Consider the following 17,666-nt stretch of genomic DNA (forward strand, 5'->3'; position numbering starts at 1 on the left):
TGTGCAGAACTGTGCATCACAGGCCGTCGCTGAGTTCCAAGTGCGATCCGCAGAAGCTTTTCGTCACCTCTTGTGCAAACGATCTGACGGCACTTGGTAGAGGCTGCCCAGCTTTCTGTTCGGTATCTTCTGTTTCTTCAGATAATCTCGCATTGTATTCCGGTGAACGCCAATTCGATTGGCCAATTGTTCGACCGTCATGGCCTGACTCCATTCGATATCCGGCGATTCTGGGGTCATTTGACCACATGCCTCGAACGCTTTTGGCATTGGGCCACGCACCAGTTGGAATTGACCTCCTCTGTGCCTCACCCAAGACCAGCCTGACTCGCTAACAAACTCGGCGATGCGATCTGGAGACTGCGAGAGCGCAACGCAAATCAGCAAGTCGCCGTCGAGCGCACCCAGATACTCTCCAAGCAAGTTCAGTTGGTGAATCACATCAGGTGACTCGTCGATCCGCCTCGAAAACGTCCCCAGTTCTTGCCGAGGGTTGAAGAAAAAGTCCGCATCCTGAATCGATGCGACGAACTGACATCTCGATTGCACGCCACAGTAAGCCTCGACGGCATCTACAAAGTGCGCCGCTGAAACGGCTTCCACACCGAGGCGATCAGAGTAGATCGCCTCCGCCCTTTCTGAGACGAATTTTCCTGAATCGCCGAGTGCAACTGCATTTTTCCGGTCGAAAACGATGATTCTGGAATCGCTATCCTCTGCGAGCTTGGCCAGCAGTTTCAACACGTCACTCCGAAGGCCATCGAACGCTTGGCCGACGCCTTCCGGTTGGTACATCACTTCTGGCGCTGTAGTGACAAGGACGATCACGATCTACTCCGGTACGCATTGTTTGGGCTTGCCTTTCAGCAACGATTTCGTCGCTGCACAACGATGCACATTGTTGCACAACGAGTAGGAAATTGCGTAGTCGGCCACCCGTGAAACTCACACAATGCCAAGGCAAGATCGAGGCCGCTTCATCATGGCGGTACGCTCGCTTTTCCGACTTTCCGACTTTCCGCCGAAGGGGACTTGAAACCATGCCCAACGAAGCCATCCTCTAACAGATCGCCAGACGAACAGCGGTTGTCCGTGAAAGCGTGCGTGCCGTGTCGCAAGGGTATTGCCCAGCCTTCTTTCTTCACGGCCCAGCCGGACACGGAAAAAGCCATGCTGTGATCGCCCAACTTGACGATGATCCCGGCCCCAAGAAGTGGATTCACCACAACAGCCATGTCACAGCAGCGGCCCTTTGCGATGCGCTCTACTATGGCTCAGACCGAGTTCATCTATTTGAAGACTGCGAGCATCTGTACAAGGATAAGATCGCCGCCGGGTTGCTACGCAGTGCCTGCGCCGCAACATGTGGCAAGATTCGGCTTGTGACCTATGAAACGAAACGCAAACTTTACCGCTTCGCATTCGACGGCGGCATCATCATCGTAAGCAACGAGTCATTAGCAATCCAGGTCGAACGCAGGGACGAGCGACTCGACCGAGAGCGACTAATTGCAAGACAGTGCTTCGACAGCGGAAATGACACTATTGAACGACTCGCCAAATGGAACGCCGCAACCGGCAAAGGCAAACAGGCATTCTACGACCGCCTAAAAGAGATTAACGCCGATGCCTAACACCTCACTGGCAAAAGCGGAAAGCCGGAATTTCAATTTTTACTTGTAAAACATTTTATGCCATCGCACTACCGCACATGCTACTAGCAGTAATCGATATTTTGTATTGCGCCGCAATCTATTAGAACTACACTCGTCACGACGCAACATAACACACATTCGGGATTACCATAAATGACACCACAAACCTCACAAGTACGACAATTATTTCCGTGGGTAGGATCGAAATGGCGAATGATGCCACGACTCGTTCCGCTGATGCCGTATCATGTCCGGTACGTTTCACTTTTCGGCGGATCTGCAGCGGACGTCCTTCGCAAGCCTCGTTCAAAGGAAGAGGTCTACAATGACCTCGACAAGGATGTAGTAAACATTTTCTCCGTATTACAGGAACCGACGAAACGCAAGCAACTCTCTTGTCGCCTCGAATACACGCCCTATAGTCGGTTTCAGTTCGCCCAATGTATTGACATGGTTCACTCAAATGAGTCCGACCAGATCAAGCGAGCCTGGGCATTTATGGTGTGCGCCATATTCGGGTTCACCGGCAAGGCTCCGTCACTTGCGACGGCAGGTGGCTTCGCCGTCAACTTGCAGATGCCTTCCTCACACCGCTGGAGCCATATCTCCGCAAATGTAGCGGCCGTCGCCCGCCGGTTTCGTAGCATCCTGATCGAGAATCGACCTTGGGAGCAGGTGCTAAAGCGCCATGATGGCCCCGACACGTTCATCTACGCTGATCCGCCTTACGTAAGCAGCACCCGTGTTAACAAAAAGATGTATTCGTCAGAGTTCAGCGACAAAGATCATCAGGCGCTGCTGCAAGCCTTGAACCGGACAGAAGCAAAAGTGATGATTTCTGGTTATCCACACCCACTTTACGACGAACTGCTTGGCGGTTGGCGGCGGCATGACTTTGAAGTGCGCTGCACGATCTCCCCGAAACGAAAGAAGCCACGACGAACGGAAGTCGTGTGGCTCAATTATGACCAGCACGGACGCCGCCTTTAATCCCCGGAGCAATCAAAATGTTGATCAACGAAAGCGAAGTCCCTGCGGACAACTGGACACTCGACCAACTCGGAGCATACTGCGTCAGCCGCCAACCACCACGCCGTCGTCGCCCGCACTCGCAACCACGACGACGGAACAACAAGGTGATTGAACTGCCGAGGAGAAAGGCGATTGCATTTGCATTTATCATCCGTAGGATAATTTCCCCAAAGGTTTATGACAGATTTAAGAGGAAGACTTATTATCAGCAAAAGCCGTCACTCAATGCAGTTTACCGTGCAAAACCCGGCACTCGATTTGCAAAACCCGACACTCCCGCAATTGTGCGGATGACGACTTTGGAATCGTTGGTCGGCAATCGAACTTATTAATCGCAAGTCGACGCACCCATTACATTATTACCTGCAAAAGCCAGCACTCCCGCCTCGCTCACACGCAGGCGGTCATGGATTCGTAACCCGCCATTTGATCCGCCCAGCGCCGACTAGCCGCCTTCTTCTTGTTAACAACCTTTTGCAGGTTGCTTAGCAGCAGATGTCCCGAGTGCTTAACATGGGCAAATCTGCCCTCATTCCGGTTCCTCAAATGGTCTTCCTGAGCCGCCGAGAAATTCGCCAGGAAGATTGCAAAGGTCTCATCGACGCCAAGTTTGTCCGTAAGCCCCAGAACCCTTCCGATCATTTCGGACGGATAGCCGTGATTCGTCATCATCCGCTTCATGCGCTGACTATCGAAGCGGATGCCCGCCGGAAACAATTTGGCGACGACCACACCGACCTGTTGATCGGTGACGCCGACGAGGCCAAGACCTCTCATTGCATCGACGATGCCGGTATATTTGTTTTTCACTTTCTCTTGCGGCTTGGACTCCCGTCGTTTCGTCGGCATCGTGGGCGCTCCGCCTCGCCGGGAATAGAACAGGATCGGTTTGCCATCGACGCCGCAGTTTCGACGGCGCACTTCAAGACAGACCTTTTGCGCATCCTCAACATAAAATGGACGGTCGGTTTCAGGGTCACGATCCGGCGTTGGGAATGCCGACCCGATCAATTGGTAAAACCTCGCACGAGACAATCCGACCATGCGAGCCATCTCGGCAACGGTCACGATTGCCTTGGTTTGAGTTGAAATCTGGGCGCTCATTCGACATTCCTCCTGCAAAAGTTAGACGGATTGCTGACACGATTGAGACAGAAACTCACGGCCATCGGCGGTCAGTTCTCGAAGCCCGCTTTTTTCCTTCGTGACCAGTCCAGATCGAATCAAGAACGGCTCGATCACGGCACTGACGGTGCGAGTTGGAAGACTGAGAATCGATGCGACCACGTTCAGGCGTGTCGGCCCTGATGACAGGATTTGCAGATACTTTTGCTCGTTCGGCCCCAAGCCAAGGTCGTCGATTTCTTCAAGTTCACACGCACGATGAAGATGCGCCGCCGTGATTGTCGAGTCGCCGACAGACCGTGCAACACGGTGACACGATTGAAGCAATCGAAGTGCGAGCCGAGGGGTTCCACGAGACCGATATGCGATCCGGGCGGCGCTAAAGCCATTCACGGAGACCGACGATCCCGATGTGATCATCGAATCCCACAGCCACTGGGCTGTCGGCCACGTCAGCGGCTTCAGCGTGCGGGTGTTCAAGCGGGGTCGAGTTACCAAAGCGTTTCGGACTTACCACGAACTGGCCGAGCGCATGGCCGACTACCCGATTCTCGATGAGATGGATTACTCGAATCGGGAGTGCGAAGCCACGTTCGAGAACATCGAACACGCCGCTTGGCGACTGAAGCGGGAATATGACCTGCCAGAGAATTGGCAGGATGAGACGTACTCGTGGCTGTCTGACAATCGCCCCAACTCATTAGAGAACACGGACGATCAGGGCGGATGGCCGGATGACGATGACCTGACGGCGGCATTCGAGGCGCTGGGATATGAGCGGGTGGAGTGAGGTGGTGTAGATTCTGCGGGACGCCCAATACGTAGCGGACGACGGGCGTCACAAAAGCGTGGCCATCGAATGTGAACCCGTTGTTGGACGGCCGGCCGATGCCTGGGATGGGGCGAAGCGAAACGCAACTTTGCTTGGAGTGGTGAGGATGGAAAAAACGCTGCATCGGCGACGGGTGTCACAAAACAGAAGCAGCGGATGAGTCTGGCAGTCGCCCTCGTTCACCGTTTCATTTTTCGACTCCGATTAAATAATCCCGATTTCCCAATCGCTCAAATGTGACCGGGGACTCCTGGCTAGCCGCCTTCGGTCGCTTTCGCTTCTTAGCCGACGAGCGATTACCAGCAATCGTCAGTCGAAATACACTTGTTCTGCTGCGGTTCGTTCATGCAGCAAATTGGGAGTTGTCCAAATTGACTTGGTTGTTCTGTCTGAAACTGGATCACTTTCGTTGATCGAATGCACTCCGATGTGCGGTTGCAGAATCCAAAGTCGTTTCAATGTGAGTTTGCCAAGTCGATACTCCGTCTCTTCAATGATCGCTGCATCAGTGGGCTGATCGGTCAGATAATCGTCCCACTCCTTGTACTCCGAGTAGGAGTAGTTGCGCCGAAGTCCTCTTGCTTCGTAAGTCCATCTGTCTCCGGGCTTCGCTCCAATCTTAATCGGCCTGTACGTCTCACCATTCTCGTCGGTAATTATTACGTAGCCATCTTGTACCTTGCGTTTGATTTCGCCGAAAACGCCCGGCGTTGCCTTCTTCTGCAAGAACCAACTTTCACCGGTACGTTTCCGATATGCCTCAGTCCCTTCTTTCCATTCCTCGGGATTTCGTATTTGACAAGTGTTGCTATCCTTGAAGACATACGATGACCGGTATTGCGTATATTCCTCGCCAGACCACCGAACATCGACTTCAGCGCCCGGTTTGAAAGGGAGGAAATCAGCGGTCAAGGTGGGGCCGGGGGCGTATTTGCCCTTGGAGTTTGATCTTCTACCCGTATTGGCTCCGTTCCCGGTACCTCCTCCGCCATTGCCATCCCCATCAACAATTGCGGCCAACAGGCCGCACATACACGGCAGAAGTACAACGCAGATTGCAACTCCGCCAAGAATCAACGGCAACGAAGTGCCTTTCTTCGGTTGATCGCTCACCGTTTCAGAAATCGTCACCCATTAAATAATCCCGAATTCCCAAATAGGAAAAAACGCTCTGGGACTCCGAGCTAACCGCTCTCTGCCGCTTTCGCTTTCGTTCCGACGGGTGTCGCCAAACTGTTGGTTTCAACGGTCAACCCGCCTCGGAGAAAGTCGCATGTTCAGTCTTGGTCAAACCCTCGCAACGCCCGGCGCACTGGCTGCCTTGGAACAAGCCGGGCAAGGCCCGGCGCAGTTCCTGGCCCGTCACCAATCGAGGGACTGGGGAGAAGTTTGCGACGAAGACAAGTTGGCTAACGACGAATCCCTGAAAGACGGCAGCCGACTACTCTCGGCGTACCGGACGAAGCTCGGGACCAAGATTTGGATCATCACCGAGGCTGCCGATGATCAGGGCCGGCGAGAGGCGACGACGATTCTATTGCCGGAGGAGTACTAGGGTTTGGTTGTCGTATCAGGAGTCAGCAACTAGCATTAAGAATTGGTTTACCGGAAGCATCATTGGAGTTTTGCAGCACATGGCTAAGAAGAAATCCGCCAACAAAGTCAACAAGTCCGAACTCATTCGTGCGTATATCGCTGAGTTCCCCGACAAGTCACCGAAAGAGGTTGCGGACTTTATCACCGCTCAAGGCTATCCCGTCTCGCCGCAGTTCGTTTCCACCACGAAGTCGAACGCTAAGAAGAAGGCGGGGAAGAAACCGGGCAAGCGTGGTCCCAAGCCGAAATTGGCGAGCATCGCACCACTCGGCGGAAGCATCGTTGATAATGGTCTCGTGGCAATCGAATCAGCGGGATCGCTGTTAACGGCCTGTGGCTCGTTAGAAGCGGCCCGGAAGACGCTGGAAGCCATTGCGAAGATCATGGGGCAGCGGACGGGGAACGGGTAACAAAATCCATGCAAATGCGGTTGTTGTCGCTGGCGTCTTGAGACAGTAGATTGCGGTCATTGCGTTTCCAACTGTCGCTGCTGCCCAGGCAACTCGATGACCGAGCCTTCTCCCACGAACGTCGCAATCTTAATTTCGGTTAGCGACTACCAACATCAAAAGCCTCTCCCAGGATGCAAGAATGACCTCGCAGTAATGCGGCAGATCATCGAGCGCTCTGGGAAGTTTCATCAAACCGTGTTCATCGAATCGGATGCAACTGGTTCGAGCGTAAAGAACCGGCTGGCGAGCTTCATCTCATCGCTAAGCGGCGTTCCCATCGGCGAGTTGTTCTTCTATTACACAGGACATGGGATGACGGAAGGTGATGACTTTTACTTCCTGTTCGCTGACTACACTAACGCAAAGCTCAATCAAACAACGCTATCACACACCGACCTAGACTCGCAGTTGCGATCTCTGAAGCCAAAGCTCGCCGTCAAGGTCATAGATGCCTGTCATTCAGCAGTGTCGTACATCAAGAATGACGAAATTGTGAGCAAGTCATTTGAGGCGACGAAGCAGCGGTTTGAGCAACTGTATTTTATGTTTTCCTCACGTAGCGAGGAGTCTTCGTGGGCTGACCATCACATAAGTTACTTCACCCGCTCATTCGGCGAGGCTGTGGAAAAACATCCTCAGCAGTCAATCTTGTACAAGCATGTCGTCGACTACATCTCGGACGCATTCCGGGCGAGTTCACCAAAGCAGACCCCGATGTTCGTCAATCAGGCGAACTTCACGCATGTGTTCTGCGACATTTCTCCTGATCTGCGAATTACGATTGGGCAATTGCTGAATCCGCCCCCACTGACTTCTGCCGGAAATTCTGGCAAGATCGAAGCGGAGTCGTTGGTGGTCCCGATTAGGCCAACGCACAACGTAGCAGCCCCCCCAGACTGGACCGAAGATCAGAAGGCGGACTACATCGAGGCGCTTGTGAAAAAAGACTCTGAACGATACTGCAATCAGGAAGAGGCCGTTGCGGCGGTTAAGCAGTTTTGGTCGATGTTCAACAAGGGCCTGCTTGTTCCTGCGACTCAGAAGCTCTTCAATTTTAGCATGAGTCACCATGTAACATTTACTTACATACCGAATATGCAGGCAGTTGCGAAATGGCTCGACGAGTTCAATGACTTCCTTATCGACGTAAAGTACTCGAAGGAGGCATATCAGGAGACGGTTTGGGTTCCGAAGGAAGATGATGATGATGAGCCGGTCGGTCTTTTTACGGTTCATTCAAGAGTAATGAGAGCAGTTACGTCCGCTCTCCATCCTTCGAGTGAGACGCATGAGAAGAAGGTCGTAACCCGCCACAAGGATATTCCAATCGGCTATACGCTGACACTGGAGGACTTACAGTGCGGTGCCACGCTTAACCTGGAAAACAAGTACGAGAACATTCCTTGGTTTAGTTGCCACATTGCTATTGCCTTTACAAAATCCGATCTGCAAGTGTTTTATTCGACTGTCAGAATGAAAGAACGGACCTGGAACGAGCGTATACCGGATAGCACAACTCGCTGGAAAACATTTACTGTGGGACTAAAGGATCAGGAAGAGCAGGAAGATGCAATCGCTGATTTGATGCGTGAGTTCGAGAACGTCGCCCTGGCGGCAGTACATGAAATAGTCGGAGCAAGGGTTCAACTGCCGGAGCAAACGATCACTGTGGATGTCGAAGAACTCGAAGCCTGATCGAGGCAATCGTTCGCCGAAACGGAGTCCGCCGCAATGGCTAAAAGGAAGGCCACGAAGATCATAGACCCAGCAGAGGGAATCAGTGCTTTCTTCGATTCGCAAGCTCGGGTGATGTTGGCGCAATTTAACGACATCAATCACTTACTCGGCACCGATACCGATTGGACCCATCCCGGCACGCTCTGCGAAAACCTAATCAAGCAATCGCTGCGGAATCTCCTTCCGCAGCGATTTGCGATTGATAAGGGGTACGTGTTTGGTCATTCGCCACGCACGAAGTCGCACTGCCCGGAAATTGACTTGCTCATTCACGATTGCATTGACTACAGCCCGATCTATCGGATGCAAGACTTCGTGATTGAGCAGCCAACAATATCGATGCGCACCTCGGTATTGACTGGCTTTTTGCCGCCGTTGTTGCGATGGCCGGAACGCTTCCCAGGAAGTCGTTTCCGAATCGCATTCACAAGTACTTTCGGGAATACAGGAGCTACACGCCGAGCGGCGACCAAAATCACGGCTTATTCTCGATGCCGACGTTTGTTGGCTCGATCTCGGGGAACTTCGCATTGAGAAATGGCCGAAGTGTATTCGGCAAGTACGAAGAGACACCGCCGACAAGTACTGAGCAACGGGATTACATGGCGAACGAGATTGACGTGTGGCAGTCGCAGTCAAAAGGATCGCACAATGCTGCACTCGCTCACTTTCTTGCGACCGCAGTTGAGAGAGTCGAGCGGAAGAACCCAATGAGATTCTTTCGACCACACGGCGAGCCGCTTTACACTTTCAATTTTGAGACGGAACAAGTGAAGGCGTGAGTGAAGCCGTTGACTGGTTTCGGTGTGTCACGCTGCGATAGTGGCAAATAACGGAAGGCTCAAAAACGTCGCCGAAACACGATGCCTATCGGCAGCCATGTACCCCCGATGTCGGCGTCACATTAATTCCCGCCGACTCCTCACGGCCCACCGAACGAGGCTTGGAGCGAAGATTTGGATCATCACCGAGGCTGCTGACGATCTGGGCTGGCGAGAAGCGACGACGATTTTGCAGCCTGAGGAGTATTGAGTTGGCTGGCACTTTTTCAACCAGAACTCCATCGTCACAAATTGGAGCGGGCGGCGTTTCACGCCGCCTTTCGTTCAAACGACTTCACCAATCCGCCCACATACGATTTCACTTCCAGTTGTTCCATCGTTAACGTCTCAACTTCTGGTGGCTGCTCTCGAATTGGTGGCAGGTTTTCTCGTTCCGAGTGCGAGCGGTACTTGTTGTAGTACTCGCAGAATTCGCTCACGAGAAAATCCAAATGCCGTCTGCCGAAAATGATGAACTTGCGGAGACATTCCATTTTGATTGTGCCGATGAATCGCTCGCATCTGCCGTTCAGATTCGGGCTGGTTTTTGGCAAAGGGTTGGTCCGTACTCCTTTCTCCTTGAGCTTCGCAGTGAACTCCTTGGTGAATTTCGTATCCAGATCGTGCAGCACAATCGCCGGTTTCTCGTCACGATTGATCGTTTGATCGAGGAATGTCTCCGTCTGTTCAACGACCCACGCCGAGTTCGGGTTCGTGGTGGACTTCGAGAAGATCACTTCCCTTGACTTGATGCAGAGAAACACCAGCACGAACAGGGTTTCGATGCCACGGGCCGTGACGGACTTCACCGAAAAGAAGTCGCAGCCCCACAGCGTTGCGCCGTGGCGTTCGAGGAAGTTATTCCAGGTGTCCGAAGTGCGGTCAGGCCCCGGCTCAATCCCTTCTTCCTTCAAGATGTTGCGAATGGTTTGTCGGCTGATCTTCTTGATCCCCAGCTTTCTCAACTCACCGATGATGCGGGTGTACCCGAAGCCCGTGGTTCGGGCAATCTCTAGCACTAGTTCTCGAACTTCTCTCGGCTTGCGTTGCCCACCCTTCGGGTTCTTCTTTTCACCCTTCTTCTCTTCCTGGTGGAGCCAACGATAAAACGTCGAAGGCGACACGATGGTAATCAGTTCTTCGATGGCCTTGCCGATCATCTTGCCGAACTTTATCAGCCTTTGCCGCTCGTCCGGTCGAGTGTGAATTTGCCCAGGGATACGTGCCCGCAGAATCTTGTTTTCTTCCTTGAGATACTGGATGTACTTCGCCAATTCCCGATCCGTGGCCGAGGCGATTAAAGCGAGCAAGGGGTGGAAAATCTTGGCCGTCATGGTATTGTCGAAAGTCGTATAAAGGCAGGGAGTTGCACATCCGTTGTACACCGCTTGCTTGCCAATTTCGACGCATTTTTCTGCTCCTTTTTTTCGGCGTCTGACGGGATGGGATTCAGGGTGAAGTCGCCGCAGAAGCGAGGCGGCAACGAGCCAAAAACTCGTTTCTGAATTCAGATATTTCGGGTTCGTTCAGTCAGTTCCGCAACCCGATAACCGCCGATCTCCCCGAACTGAAATCGCTTGGAAATCGTTGCCACGTTGATAGTTATGAGCGCAAGTCATTGGCCTGATTGATCATCCGATTTTCCAAGTGAAAGACCTACGGAACCGAAGGCGATGCACCACTAGGCCGCCTTATCCAGGATTCGTTTGAAGCTGCTCTCCGACGGGAGTGCGGGCTCGCTCGTGGTTCGCGCGAGCACCGCGCGGAGCTTCGTCGCTCCCCACGTCGGATGCGCAACTTCACGATCTGGCACACCATGTCTTTACCCAACCTCTTTCACCGCCCGCAACGTAAACTCGCTCCGCTGATCCACAGCGCCACCCATGTCCTGAACCTGTAGCAGTCGATTTAGATTTTCGGGGCGCTGTGAAGCGAGTCGCTTTAAGCTACGTTGTGGCCGAACCGCAATCCGATGAGTCATCGGCACACTCACGTGGCATTCTCACCACGCGGAGCATGATGACTACACTGCGATCGGTGAATTGGTAGAACTCAATGTCGACTTACGCCGCACTTTGCATTTGCCTTTCTCTCACGAGCGCCGATCTCACGGTGAACACCGATTTCCCCGGTGGCTCGGGGACGGTCGTGTTGCTCGACCAGGCAACTCGGAGTCTGACCATCCAACCCACGCCACACAAAGACACCGGCTGGGAATGTTGGTGGTATTTTCAACTGAGCGGCGTAACTCCGGGCGAAGAGATCACGCTCACAGTGAAGAGCATGGTGTTTGGTTTGCCGCGGTGGGCGGGCGTGAGCTACGACAACAAGACCTGGAAGCAAACGCCACCTGGCAAAGCGGACAAGGGAACCGTCACGTACAAGCTGAAATTCGACCAGGAGAAAATCTGGCTGGCTTGGGGACCGCCGTTTCAAAAGAGTGATGCGGAGGAACTGATCGAGCGAACGGTGAAGAAGAACGTTGGCGCGACGAAGTTTGAGCTTGCACGAACGAAGTTCGATCGGCCTGTACCAGCGCTGCGATGGGATCCGCCGGCAAAGGAAGGCGTGAAGCGGCGCGGCATTTGGCTACAGTCGCGCCAACATGCGTGGGAGTCGGGGAGCAGTTGGGTTGGCGCGGGAATGGTCGACTGGATCGCTTCGGACGATCCCGAGGCAAAAGCCCTGCGCGAAACAACTCGCATCGTCTACGTGCCGATCATGGATATCGACAACGTCGAGATCGGCGCGGGTGGCAAGGATCAAAAGCCCCACGATCACAATCGCGACTGGAGCGCCGAGCCGGTCTTCACTGCCGTGGCTGCGGCGCAAAAGGGAATCAGTGAAATGAACGAGGCCGGCGAGTTCAACCTCTTCATCGATCTGCACAATCCCGCGCCTGATGATTCGAAGCCATTCTTCTACGCAGTGCCGGCGAACTTGCTTTCGCCGGAGCGCGCGAAGAAGCAAGGCGAATGGCTGGCGGCGGCGGAAAAATTCCTCGGCGCCGAGAAGCTGAGCCTGGCGAAAGATATCAAGGAGAGCGGCCCGGGCTATCACCCGCTATGGCGACAGATCAGCAAGACGTGGGTTGTGCACAACACGCGCGATCATGTCGTGGCTTGCACGCTCGAAACAAGTTGGAACACCCCGAACAGTACGCAGGAAGGTTATCAGGCCTACGGCCGCGCGCTCGGCAAGGCGATTCATCTCTACTTGCAACAGCCTTGAGCAAATCCAACTCTAAACCTCGACATCGAATGTCGACTGCGTGGGAGTCTTGGTCGTCACCGTGGCCGTTGCTTTACTGGTGTCGTCCTGTTTGGCGGCGTGCGTGATTTCGTACAGCAGCGCTTCCTGCGCCGAGACGGTGCCATCCTTATTCGTATCTCGTTTGTCGTAGTCGCCATCCGACTTCGAGCCGCCGCCGCCGCCTCCTCGCCCCGGGCCGCCTGCTTCTCCTGGTGGTGGTCCGCCCGCGCCTCGGCGTGGTGGTCCTTGGGCAATGGTCTTCTCAATATCCTCGTAGGCATCCTGTGCCGACTCGAGATCTCCTGAATCCAGCGCTTGGCCGAGGCTCTCGATCTTGTCGCTGAGCGGATTATTTTTGCCATTCGGCGCCGGCGCGTCTTTTTGAAGCTGCGCGAATGCCTCTTGTGCTTGCTCTAAATCTCCTGATTCCAGAGCACTACCCAGGGCTTCGAAGTCTTTTTTCACTTGAGCAAACGAATTGGCTCGGCCAGTGGATTGGACGTTGCCATAGCTCGACGGAGTTACGCTGATTTGCATCGGTTCTTTCCCATGAACGAATGGGCGACTAGAAAAATCATCGGCGTTTCTGCCACGGCAACCGGCTCCGCCGACCGCCGCAGGTTGCATTTGCGTCATGCCGTCGAATTGATGTTTGCGCAGGCGGCACGCCGCTGGCACGCGACTTCAGTCGGGCTGTGACCTTTCCGGATATGCCGGTCGCTCACACCATGCAGCCACAGCCAGCAATCCAGCGCTGGCAGCGATAGCTGGCCGATAGATAGCAGGTACTCGCCACGCGTCACACGTCGCTGCGATTTACCGGACTCTGTTCCGGCCCGTGGAGCGTGTGGCGGTTTGTGGCGGTTCCTCACTAGCCGTACCGGCGATTTACCGGTCGGCGAAGACAGCAGGATCAACACCATGGCTCTGAAAAACACCGTTCGGGTCGTTACTCGTGGCACCGACGGCACTTTGCGTATTCGCGACTATCCGAACGCTGATCAGCTGCTGCAAACGCACACTCAGATCGGCATCGACGACTGCAGCACCGACCTGGCCCTCCGCGGTTTGCCGGTGTTTCGCGGCTTGATTGGACCGATGCCCGACGGCAAGACGGTCATCCGCTACGAAACGCCTGAAGTGTTCGAATCGCTGACGAAAGAATGGTCGTCGGCCAAATCGAACCGCAAACCCCGCCGCCGCACTCAGCCGCCAGCCGATCGGCAAGAGATGCAACTGCCGAATGAGCTAGCGTAAGTGTTTACACAGACGCTTCCGACTTACTCGCAGCCAATTCACACGGCAAATTCTTCCCCGCCGGCAAAGTCTCTCTAAAGCGCACGGCCGGCGTGTGCCGAATGTGGAACACAGCGGATAGTGTTTTTACGCGCTATCCGCGGCCCTGGTTGAACCAGGTCAGCAATCGATAGCAGGTCAAGGATGACCCACATGCGACACGGCACGCTTTCTCGTCCGACATTATTCCGCGCCTCATTGTTGGCCGCGACTTTGTTCGCTAGCGCCAGCGGCTGCCGAATCTGCTGTGCGCCCTACGACTATCACTTTGGTTACACCGGCGGCGCGTGGGTTCGCGACAATCCGACTACGGGCCGCGTGGGCAGCGTTTTTGAACCGGCGGGCTACAAGCAGGCGAGCGACTCGGTCGATCCAGCCAACGGTCAACCGACGCAAGCCGATCAAGAACCAGCGATTCAAAACTTCGATCCAGACGCACCTGGACCTGATGCAGCCCCAGCTCCAATGCCGCAACCCGCGCCGGGCATGATCTCGACGCCGCGGATGCGGCCGGTACGCAACTATCTGCCGAATCAGTAAATCAGCAGCCCGGATGACCACGAATATGCTCTTTCGTGCCTGGCCGAACTCGGCTGTTTTCTTCGCCGTCGCGCTCTTGTGCGCGGCGTTTGCCGGATGCGCACCCCGTGCGCATTACATGGTCTGGCATCCGGCCGAACTCGACATCCAGGGCATCGAGCGTCTGGCCATCATGGATTTCGAAGGCGAGCAGCAAAGCGGCAAGATCGCTCGCAGCGCGCTGCAGAACCAGCTATTCGAAAACAAGTACTACCAACTAGTCGATCAGGCGGAGCTCGCCCGCGTGCGACCGGTGCTACGGCCCGATGGTTCGCCCGACATGACGGCAGCGCTCGAAGCGGCGCGCATGTTGAATGTCGATGTGCTCCTCTGCGGCCAAGTCGTCAGCTACAACGTTGCCGATGATTTGCAAACCGATCACCGCATCGACATCGGCGGCAGCAGTAGTACGACCGACAAAACCAAGAGCGGCTCTTTGGGCTTTGGTCTCGACAGCACGCAGACCCTCACGCGCGAAGCATCGGTATCGCTCGCGATCAAACTGATCGACGTTCGCACCGGACAACTCAAAGGTGCGCGGCAATTCTCCCATGCCTTCAATGGCAAACGTGTGAATGGCAACGGCGAACTTCCGGGACGCGAAGCGATTCTCACAAAGCTGCTCCGAGAGTGTGCTCAGGACACCGAACGGATGATCGCGCCGCATTATCGTCAGCAGGAAATCGCCCTAGCGCGAACGTATTACGGCAAGGGAATGGGGCAGATCCGTGAAGGCAACAAACTAGCCGCCAAAGGCAAATGGCAAGAAGCCGAACAGCAATGGCAAGCGGCTGTTCGCGAAAATCCGCAAAGCCATGTCGCTCACTACAACCTGGCCCTCGCCGCGGAAGTACGTCAGGACTACCCCGCCGCGCAAGAGCATCTCGACAAGGCGATCAAGCAATACTCTGCCGTCGACTATCAGAAATACAAGGCGAAGCTCGAAATCGATCAGCGGAAATTTCAAGCCGCGATGGCTCAGGCTCAATCACGACCAACGATGATTGCAGCACGTCAGCCAATACAGCCGCAACAACAAATCGCGCAACAGCCATTGGCGGGACCACCACCGCAGCAACAGTTCGCGCAACAACCAATGGTTGGGCCACCGCCACAACAGCAAATGCCGCCTCAGGTGATGATGCAGCAGCCGGGATATCCGCCGCCGCAACCGGTAATGCCGGCGGCACATACTCAACCGCAGCGGTAGTCAGTCTGCCTTACGGTTAGCCTCTTTGATTTTATTTTCCAACAGCATGACGTCGTAAACGTCTTTGGGGCGCCCTGCTGCCCGCTTGTTGGCGAGCAAGTCGACAAGGCCCATCACTGGAAAAAGCCGTTCTTCGATCATCGTGAATATCCGATTGTTCCACGCCGCGTCGAAATCAACGCCACTGATATCAGTCATCAGATCGATTCGCGATGGCTCGATGCCGAAGGTCAGTCCCCATCGGGGATAGCTGAGGTCTTGCTTTGTGATCTGGTTTAGCGGTGCTTTGAATTTCACCAGCGCTCGCCAGACACGTTCTGCATTTTCAGGAGTGCCGCGAAGGAACAGATCAAAGTCGCCGGTTGCGCGCGGGATACCGTGGAACGCCAACGCATAGGCGCCAACGATCATGAAGTCAGCATTCTCGTCGGCGAGCATAAAGAGCATGTCGCGGAAGTTCGAGTTCATGCGTTTGTCCTCGCATCGTCCAGGCGTTAACGGCCAATTGCCACATCATGGCAATCCGTTCTTCCGGCGTCGTCGTGGCACTTAGGTCTTCGGGGAATTGCTCCGCCCGCTGCTCTTCGAGCGTCATTTTCCTCACCGGCCAGTTAGAGCGGTCTGTGGTCATAGCTCTATTATACCTCACCGTTCGGACGACTTTGCAGTGATTACTGGCCGCGCAACTTCGCTCTGATCGCCGTCAGCCGTTCTTGCAACTCGGCTTCAAAGCCGCGATCCACCGGCCGGTAATATTCGCGCTCGACGCCCAGGTAATCCTGCGCTGCAACACCACCTTCAACGTCGTGCGAATAGACGTAGCCTTCGCCATGGCCGAGACGCTCGGCGCCATAGTAGTGCTTGTCGCGAAGCTGGACGGGGACCGGCAGGATGCGCTGCTCGCGCACATCAGTGCGGGCTTCGCCAATGGCGACCGTGGCTGCATTGGATTTAGGCGCACAAGCGAGATAGGCCACGCATTGCGCAAGGGGCAACTGAGCTTCCGGCAGGCCGATGAATTCGCAGGCCTGCATCGCCGCGACGGCCAGCGGCAGCGCGGCGGGATCAGCATTGCCAACGTCTTCGCTGGCGAGAATCACCAGGCGGCGACAAAGGAATCGAATGTCCTCGCCGGCTTCCAACATGCGCGCGAGCCAATATAAACCAGCATCGGGATCGCTACCGCGGATGCTCTTGATCAGCGCGCTGATCGAATCGTAATGTTCGTCGCCGGTCGCATCGTATTGAATCGCTTTTCGCTGCACCGATTCAGCGGCCAGCTCGCGCGTGAACTTCACCGGCCGATCATTGCTCGAGAGCACGCCGACCTCGAGCGCGTTCAGCGCGCGGCGGGCATCGCCGTCGCTCGTCTCGGCGAGAAACAGCAGCGCGTCGTCGTCGATGTCGACCGGAATATTGCCGAGGCCGCGACTCTTATCCGCCAAAGCCCGCTTCAACAAACCGGTAATGTCCTCGATCGACAACGGCTGAAATTGAAAGACCTGGCTTCGGCTGACGAGAGCGCCATTCACCGCGAAGAATGGATTGCTGGTTGTCGCGCCGACGAGTGTAACGACACCTTCCTCGACATCCGGCAGCAGCGCGTCTTGCTGAGATTTATTGAAGCGGTGGATTTCGTCGATGAAGAGGAGCGTGCGCAGACCGCCGCTGGTCAATTCGTCGCGGGCCGCTTCGAGAACTTCGCGCAGTTCTTTAACGCCGCTGGTGATCGCGCTCAGTTGCTTGAATTTCTTCCGACTCGCCGTGGCGAGTAGACGGGCGAGCGTTGTCTTGCCGGTGCCAGGCGGTCCATAAAAGATGACGGAGCTCAACCGATCGGCTTTCAGCAGCCGTCGGAGCAGTTTTCCCTCGCCGAGAAAATGCTGTTGCCCGGTAAATTCATCCAGTCGTTGCGGCCGCATGCGGGCAGCGAGCGGCTGGGCCTGGCGAAGGTTTTCGCCTTCTGCTTTTGCGAAGAGATTCATGGCTTGAGCATACCGCGCGAGTGCGCGCTTGGGGTGATCTCTCGTCAGTACTCGGAGGTTCTGCGTCAGGAAGCTCTTGCTTTTTTGCCCTTCC

21 protein-coding genes are annotated in these 17,666 nt (G+C 55.1%); 13 read left to right on the forward strand and 8 right to left on the reverse strand.

All coding sequences use genetic code 11. The features are described from left to right. Positions 1 to 63: 63 nt before the first annotated feature. Positions 64 to 828 carry a hypothetical protein gene (locus M9Q49_RS12280; protein ID WP_254509036.1) on the reverse strand — a complete coding sequence of 255 codons (765 nt, stop codon included), beginning with the start codon at positions 826 to 828 and terminating at the stop codon, positions 64 to 66. Positions 829 to 1,175: 347 nt separating this feature from the next. Between M9Q49_RS12280 and M9Q49_RS12285 the strand changes: the two genes are divergently transcribed. From M9Q49_RS12285 to M9Q49_RS12295, 3 genes are all read left to right on the forward strand, one after another. Then, positions 1,176 to 1,634 (forward strand): hypothetical protein, encoded by a 459-nt coding sequence (locus M9Q49_RS12285; RefSeq protein WP_254509037.1) that lies wholly within the window; start codon positions 1,176 to 1,178, stop codon positions 1,632 to 1,634. A 174-nt stretch (positions 1,635 to 1,808) separates the two neighbouring features. Next, entirely contained in the window at positions 1,809 to 2,645 is an 837-nt protein-coding gene (locus tag M9Q49_RS12290; protein ID WP_261365050.1) for a DNA adenine methylase, read from the forward strand. A gap of 17 nt (positions 2,646 to 2,662) precedes the next feature. Further along, positions 2,663 to 3,019: a hypothetical protein gene (locus M9Q49_RS12295; RefSeq protein WP_254509039.1), complete on the forward strand. Its 357-nt coding sequence runs from the start codon at positions 2,663 to 2,665 to the stop codon at positions 3,017 to 3,019. A gap of 58 nt (positions 3,020 to 3,077) precedes the next feature. On the opposite strand, the gene M9Q49_RS12300 is transcribed toward M9Q49_RS12295, so the two are convergent. Both M9Q49_RS12300 and M9Q49_RS36000 read right to left on the reverse strand, forming a co-directional pair. After that, entirely contained in the window at positions 3,078 to 3,791 is a 714-nt protein-coding gene (locus M9Q49_RS12300) for a helix-turn-helix transcriptional regulator (RefSeq protein ID WP_254509040.1), read from the reverse strand. 21 nt (positions 3,792 to 3,812) lie between these two features. Continuing rightward, the gene (locus tag M9Q49_RS36000; protein WP_390843890.1) at positions 3,813 to 4,232 is read right to left on the reverse strand and encodes a Holliday junction DNA helicase RuvB C-terminal domain-containing protein; all 420 of its coding nucleotides are present in this window, start codon (positions 4,230 to 4,232) and stop codon (positions 3,813 to 3,815) included. Here M9Q49_RS36000 and M9Q49_RS12305 point away from each other — a divergent pair. Next, positions 4,225 to 4,602, forward strand: coding sequence for a hypothetical protein (locus tag M9Q49_RS12305; RefSeq protein ID WP_254509041.1), 378 nt, complete (start codon positions 4,225 to 4,227; stop codon positions 4,600 to 4,602). The two genes, M9Q49_RS36000 and M9Q49_RS12305, sit on opposite strands and share 8 nt — an antisense overlap. Before the next feature lie 351 nt (positions 4,603 to 4,953). Here the strand turns inward: M9Q49_RS12305 and M9Q49_RS12310 are convergent, their stop codons facing one another. After that, entirely contained in the window at positions 4,954 to 5,775 is an 822-nt protein-coding gene (locus M9Q49_RS12310; protein WP_254509042.1) for a hypothetical protein, read from the reverse strand. Between the two features lie 142 nt (positions 5,776 to 5,917). Here M9Q49_RS12310 and M9Q49_RS12315 point away from each other — a divergent pair, with 142 nt between their 5' ends. The 4 genes from M9Q49_RS12315 (at position 5,918) to M9Q49_RS12330 (ending at position 8,963) form a co-directional block, all read left to right on the forward strand. Further along, the gene (locus M9Q49_RS12315) at positions 5,918 to 6,199 is read left to right on the forward strand and encodes a hypothetical protein (RefSeq protein ID WP_254509043.1); all 282 of its coding nucleotides are present in this window, start codon (positions 5,918 to 5,920) and stop codon (positions 6,197 to 6,199) included. A gap of 79 nt (positions 6,200 to 6,278) precedes the next feature. Beyond that, positions 6,279 to 6,650, forward strand: coding sequence for a hypothetical protein (locus tag M9Q49_RS12320; protein WP_254509044.1), 372 nt, complete (start codon positions 6,279 to 6,281; stop codon positions 6,648 to 6,650). A 96-nt stretch (positions 6,651 to 6,746) separates the two neighbouring features. Further along, complete coding sequence (locus tag M9Q49_RS12325) at positions 6,747 to 8,387, forward strand: caspase family protein (RefSeq protein ID WP_254509045.1); 1,641 nt, start codon at positions 6,747 to 6,749, stop codon at positions 8,385 to 8,387. A gap of 36 nt (positions 8,388 to 8,423) precedes the next feature. Then, on the forward strand, positions 8,424 to 8,963 hold the full coding sequence (locus tag M9Q49_RS12330) for a DUF6602 domain-containing protein (RefSeq protein WP_254509046.1): 540 nt from the start codon (positions 8,424 to 8,426) through the stop codon (positions 8,961 to 8,963). A gap of 556 nt (positions 8,964 to 9,519) precedes the next feature. On the opposite strand, the gene M9Q49_RS12335 is transcribed toward M9Q49_RS12330, so the two are convergent. Then, the gene (locus M9Q49_RS12335) at positions 9,520 to 10,584 is read right to left on the reverse strand and encodes an integrase core domain-containing protein (protein ID WP_254509047.1); all 1,065 of its coding nucleotides are present in this window, start codon (positions 10,582 to 10,584) and stop codon (positions 9,520 to 9,522) included. Positions 10,585 to 11,305: 721 nt separating this feature from the next. Between M9Q49_RS12335 and M9Q49_RS12340 the strand changes: the two genes are divergently transcribed. Beyond that, entirely contained in the window at positions 11,306 to 12,481 is a 1,176-nt protein-coding gene (locus M9Q49_RS12340) for a M14-type cytosolic carboxypeptidase (protein WP_254509048.1), read from the forward strand. A gap of 12 nt (positions 12,482 to 12,493) precedes the next feature. Here the strand turns inward: M9Q49_RS12340 and M9Q49_RS12345 are convergent, their stop codons facing one another. After that, positions 12,494 to 13,039: a hypothetical protein gene (locus M9Q49_RS12345; RefSeq protein WP_254509049.1), complete on the reverse strand. Its 546-nt coding sequence runs from the start codon at positions 13,037 to 13,039 to the stop codon at positions 12,494 to 12,496. A 12-nt stretch (positions 13,040 to 13,051) separates the two neighbouring features. Between M9Q49_RS12345 and M9Q49_RS12350 the strand changes: the two genes are divergently transcribed. The 4 genes from M9Q49_RS12350 to M9Q49_RS12365 all read left to right on the forward strand — a co-directional run bounded on the left by M9Q49_RS12350 (position 13,052) and on the right by M9Q49_RS12365 (position 15,587). Next, entirely contained in the window at positions 13,052 to 13,201 is a 150-nt protein-coding gene (locus tag M9Q49_RS12350) for a hypothetical protein (RefSeq protein ID WP_254509050.1), read from the forward strand. Between the two features lie 222 nt (positions 13,202 to 13,423). Next, positions 13,424 to 13,759: a hypothetical protein gene (locus tag M9Q49_RS12355; protein WP_254509051.1), complete on the forward strand. Its 336-nt coding sequence runs from the start codon at positions 13,424 to 13,426 to the stop codon at positions 13,757 to 13,759. 192 nt (positions 13,760 to 13,951) lie between these two features. Continuing rightward, the gene (locus tag M9Q49_RS12360; RefSeq protein ID WP_254509052.1) at positions 13,952 to 14,338 is read left to right on the forward strand and encodes a hypothetical protein; all 387 of its coding nucleotides are present in this window, start codon (positions 13,952 to 13,954) and stop codon (positions 14,336 to 14,338) included. 13 nt (positions 14,339 to 14,351) lie between these two features. After that, on the forward strand, positions 14,352 to 15,587 hold the full coding sequence (locus M9Q49_RS12365) for a DUF6340 family protein (RefSeq protein WP_254509053.1): 1,236 nt from the start codon (positions 14,352 to 14,354) through the stop codon (positions 15,585 to 15,587). Here the strand turns inward: M9Q49_RS12365 and M9Q49_RS12370 are convergent, their stop codons facing one another. Then, positions 15,588 to 16,055 carry a nucleotidyl transferase AbiEii/AbiGii toxin family protein gene (locus M9Q49_RS12370; protein ID WP_254509054.1) on the reverse strand — a complete coding sequence of 156 codons (468 nt, stop codon included), beginning with the start codon at positions 16,053 to 16,055 and terminating at the stop codon, positions 15,588 to 15,590. It lies immediately after the preceding gene. Between the two features lie 203 nt (positions 16,056 to 16,258). Beyond that, complete coding sequence (locus tag M9Q49_RS12375) at positions 16,259 to 17,572, reverse strand: replication-associated recombination protein A (RefSeq protein ID WP_254509055.1); 1,314 nt, start codon at positions 17,570 to 17,572, stop codon at positions 16,259 to 16,261. Positions 17,573 to 17,666 lie beyond the last annotated feature (94 nt).

It is taken from the genome of Anatilimnocola floriformis (assembly GCF_024256385.1).
GTDB classification, from domain to species: domain Bacteria; phylum Planctomycetota; class Planctomycetia; order Pirellulales; family Pirellulaceae; genus Anatilimnocola; species Anatilimnocola floriformis.

Excerpts from the sequence above, each read along its gene's own strand:
- M9Q49_RS12330 (WP_254509046.1), top strand. The coding sequence starts at position 8,424 with ATGGCTAAAAGGAAGGCCACGAAGATCATAGACCCAGCAGAGGGAATC.
- M9Q49_RS12320 (WP_254509044.1), top strand. The coding sequence starts at position 6,279 with ATGGCTAAGAAGAAATCCGCCAACAAAGTCAACAAGTCCGAACTCATT.
- M9Q49_RS12375 (WP_254509055.1), bottom strand. The coding sequence starts at position 17,572 with ATGAATCTCTTCGCAAAAGCAGAAGGCGAAAACCTTCGCCAGGCCCAG.
- M9Q49_RS36000 (WP_390843890.1), bottom strand. The coding sequence starts at position 4,232 with ATGATCACATCGGGATCGTCGGTCTCCGTGAATGGCTTTAGCGCCGCC.
- M9Q49_RS12295 (WP_254509039.1), top strand. The coding sequence starts at position 2,663 with ATGTTGATCAACGAAAGCGAAGTCCCTGCGGACAACTGGACACTCGAC.
- M9Q49_RS12315 (WP_254509043.1), top strand. The coding sequence starts at position 5,918 with ATGTTCAGTCTTGGTCAAACCCTCGCAACGCCCGGCGCACTGGCTGCC.
- M9Q49_RS12370 (WP_254509054.1), bottom strand. The coding sequence starts at position 16,055 with ATGAACTCGAACTTCCGCGACATGCTCTTTATGCTCGCCGACGAGAAT.
- M9Q49_RS12325 (WP_254509045.1), top strand. The coding sequence starts at position 6,747 with ATGACCGAGCCTTCTCCCACGAACGTCGCAATCTTAATTTCGGTTAGC.
- M9Q49_RS12340 (WP_254509048.1), top strand. The coding sequence starts at position 11,306 with ATGTCGACTTACGCCGCACTTTGCATTTGCCTTTCTCTCACGAGCGCC.
- M9Q49_RS12365 (WP_254509053.1), top strand. The coding sequence starts at position 14,352 with ATGACCACGAATATGCTCTTTCGTGCCTGGCCGAACTCGGCTGTTTTC.
- M9Q49_RS12335 (WP_254509047.1), bottom strand. The coding sequence starts at position 10,584 with ATGACGGCCAAGATTTTCCACCCCTTGCTCGCTTTAATCGCCTCGGCC.
- M9Q49_RS12345 (WP_254509049.1), bottom strand. The coding sequence starts at position 13,039 with ATGCAAATCAGCGTAACTCCGTCGAGCTATGGCAACGTCCAATCCACT.
- M9Q49_RS12300 (WP_254509040.1), bottom strand. The coding sequence starts at position 3,791 with ATGAGCGCCCAGATTTCAACTCAAACCAAGGCAATCGTGACCGTTGCC.
- M9Q49_RS12360 (WP_254509052.1), top strand. The coding sequence starts at position 13,952 with ATGCGACACGGCACGCTTTCTCGTCCGACATTATTCCGCGCCTCATTG.
- M9Q49_RS12355 (WP_254509051.1), top strand. The coding sequence starts at position 13,424 with ATGGCTCTGAAAAACACCGTTCGGGTCGTTACTCGTGGCACCGACGGC.
- M9Q49_RS12290 (WP_261365050.1), top strand. The coding sequence starts at position 1,809 with ATGACACCACAAACCTCACAAGTACGACAATTATTTCCGTGGGTAGGA.
- M9Q49_RS12350 (WP_254509050.1), top strand. The coding sequence starts at position 13,052 with ATGAACGAATGGGCGACTAGAAAAATCATCGGCGTTTCTGCCACGGCA.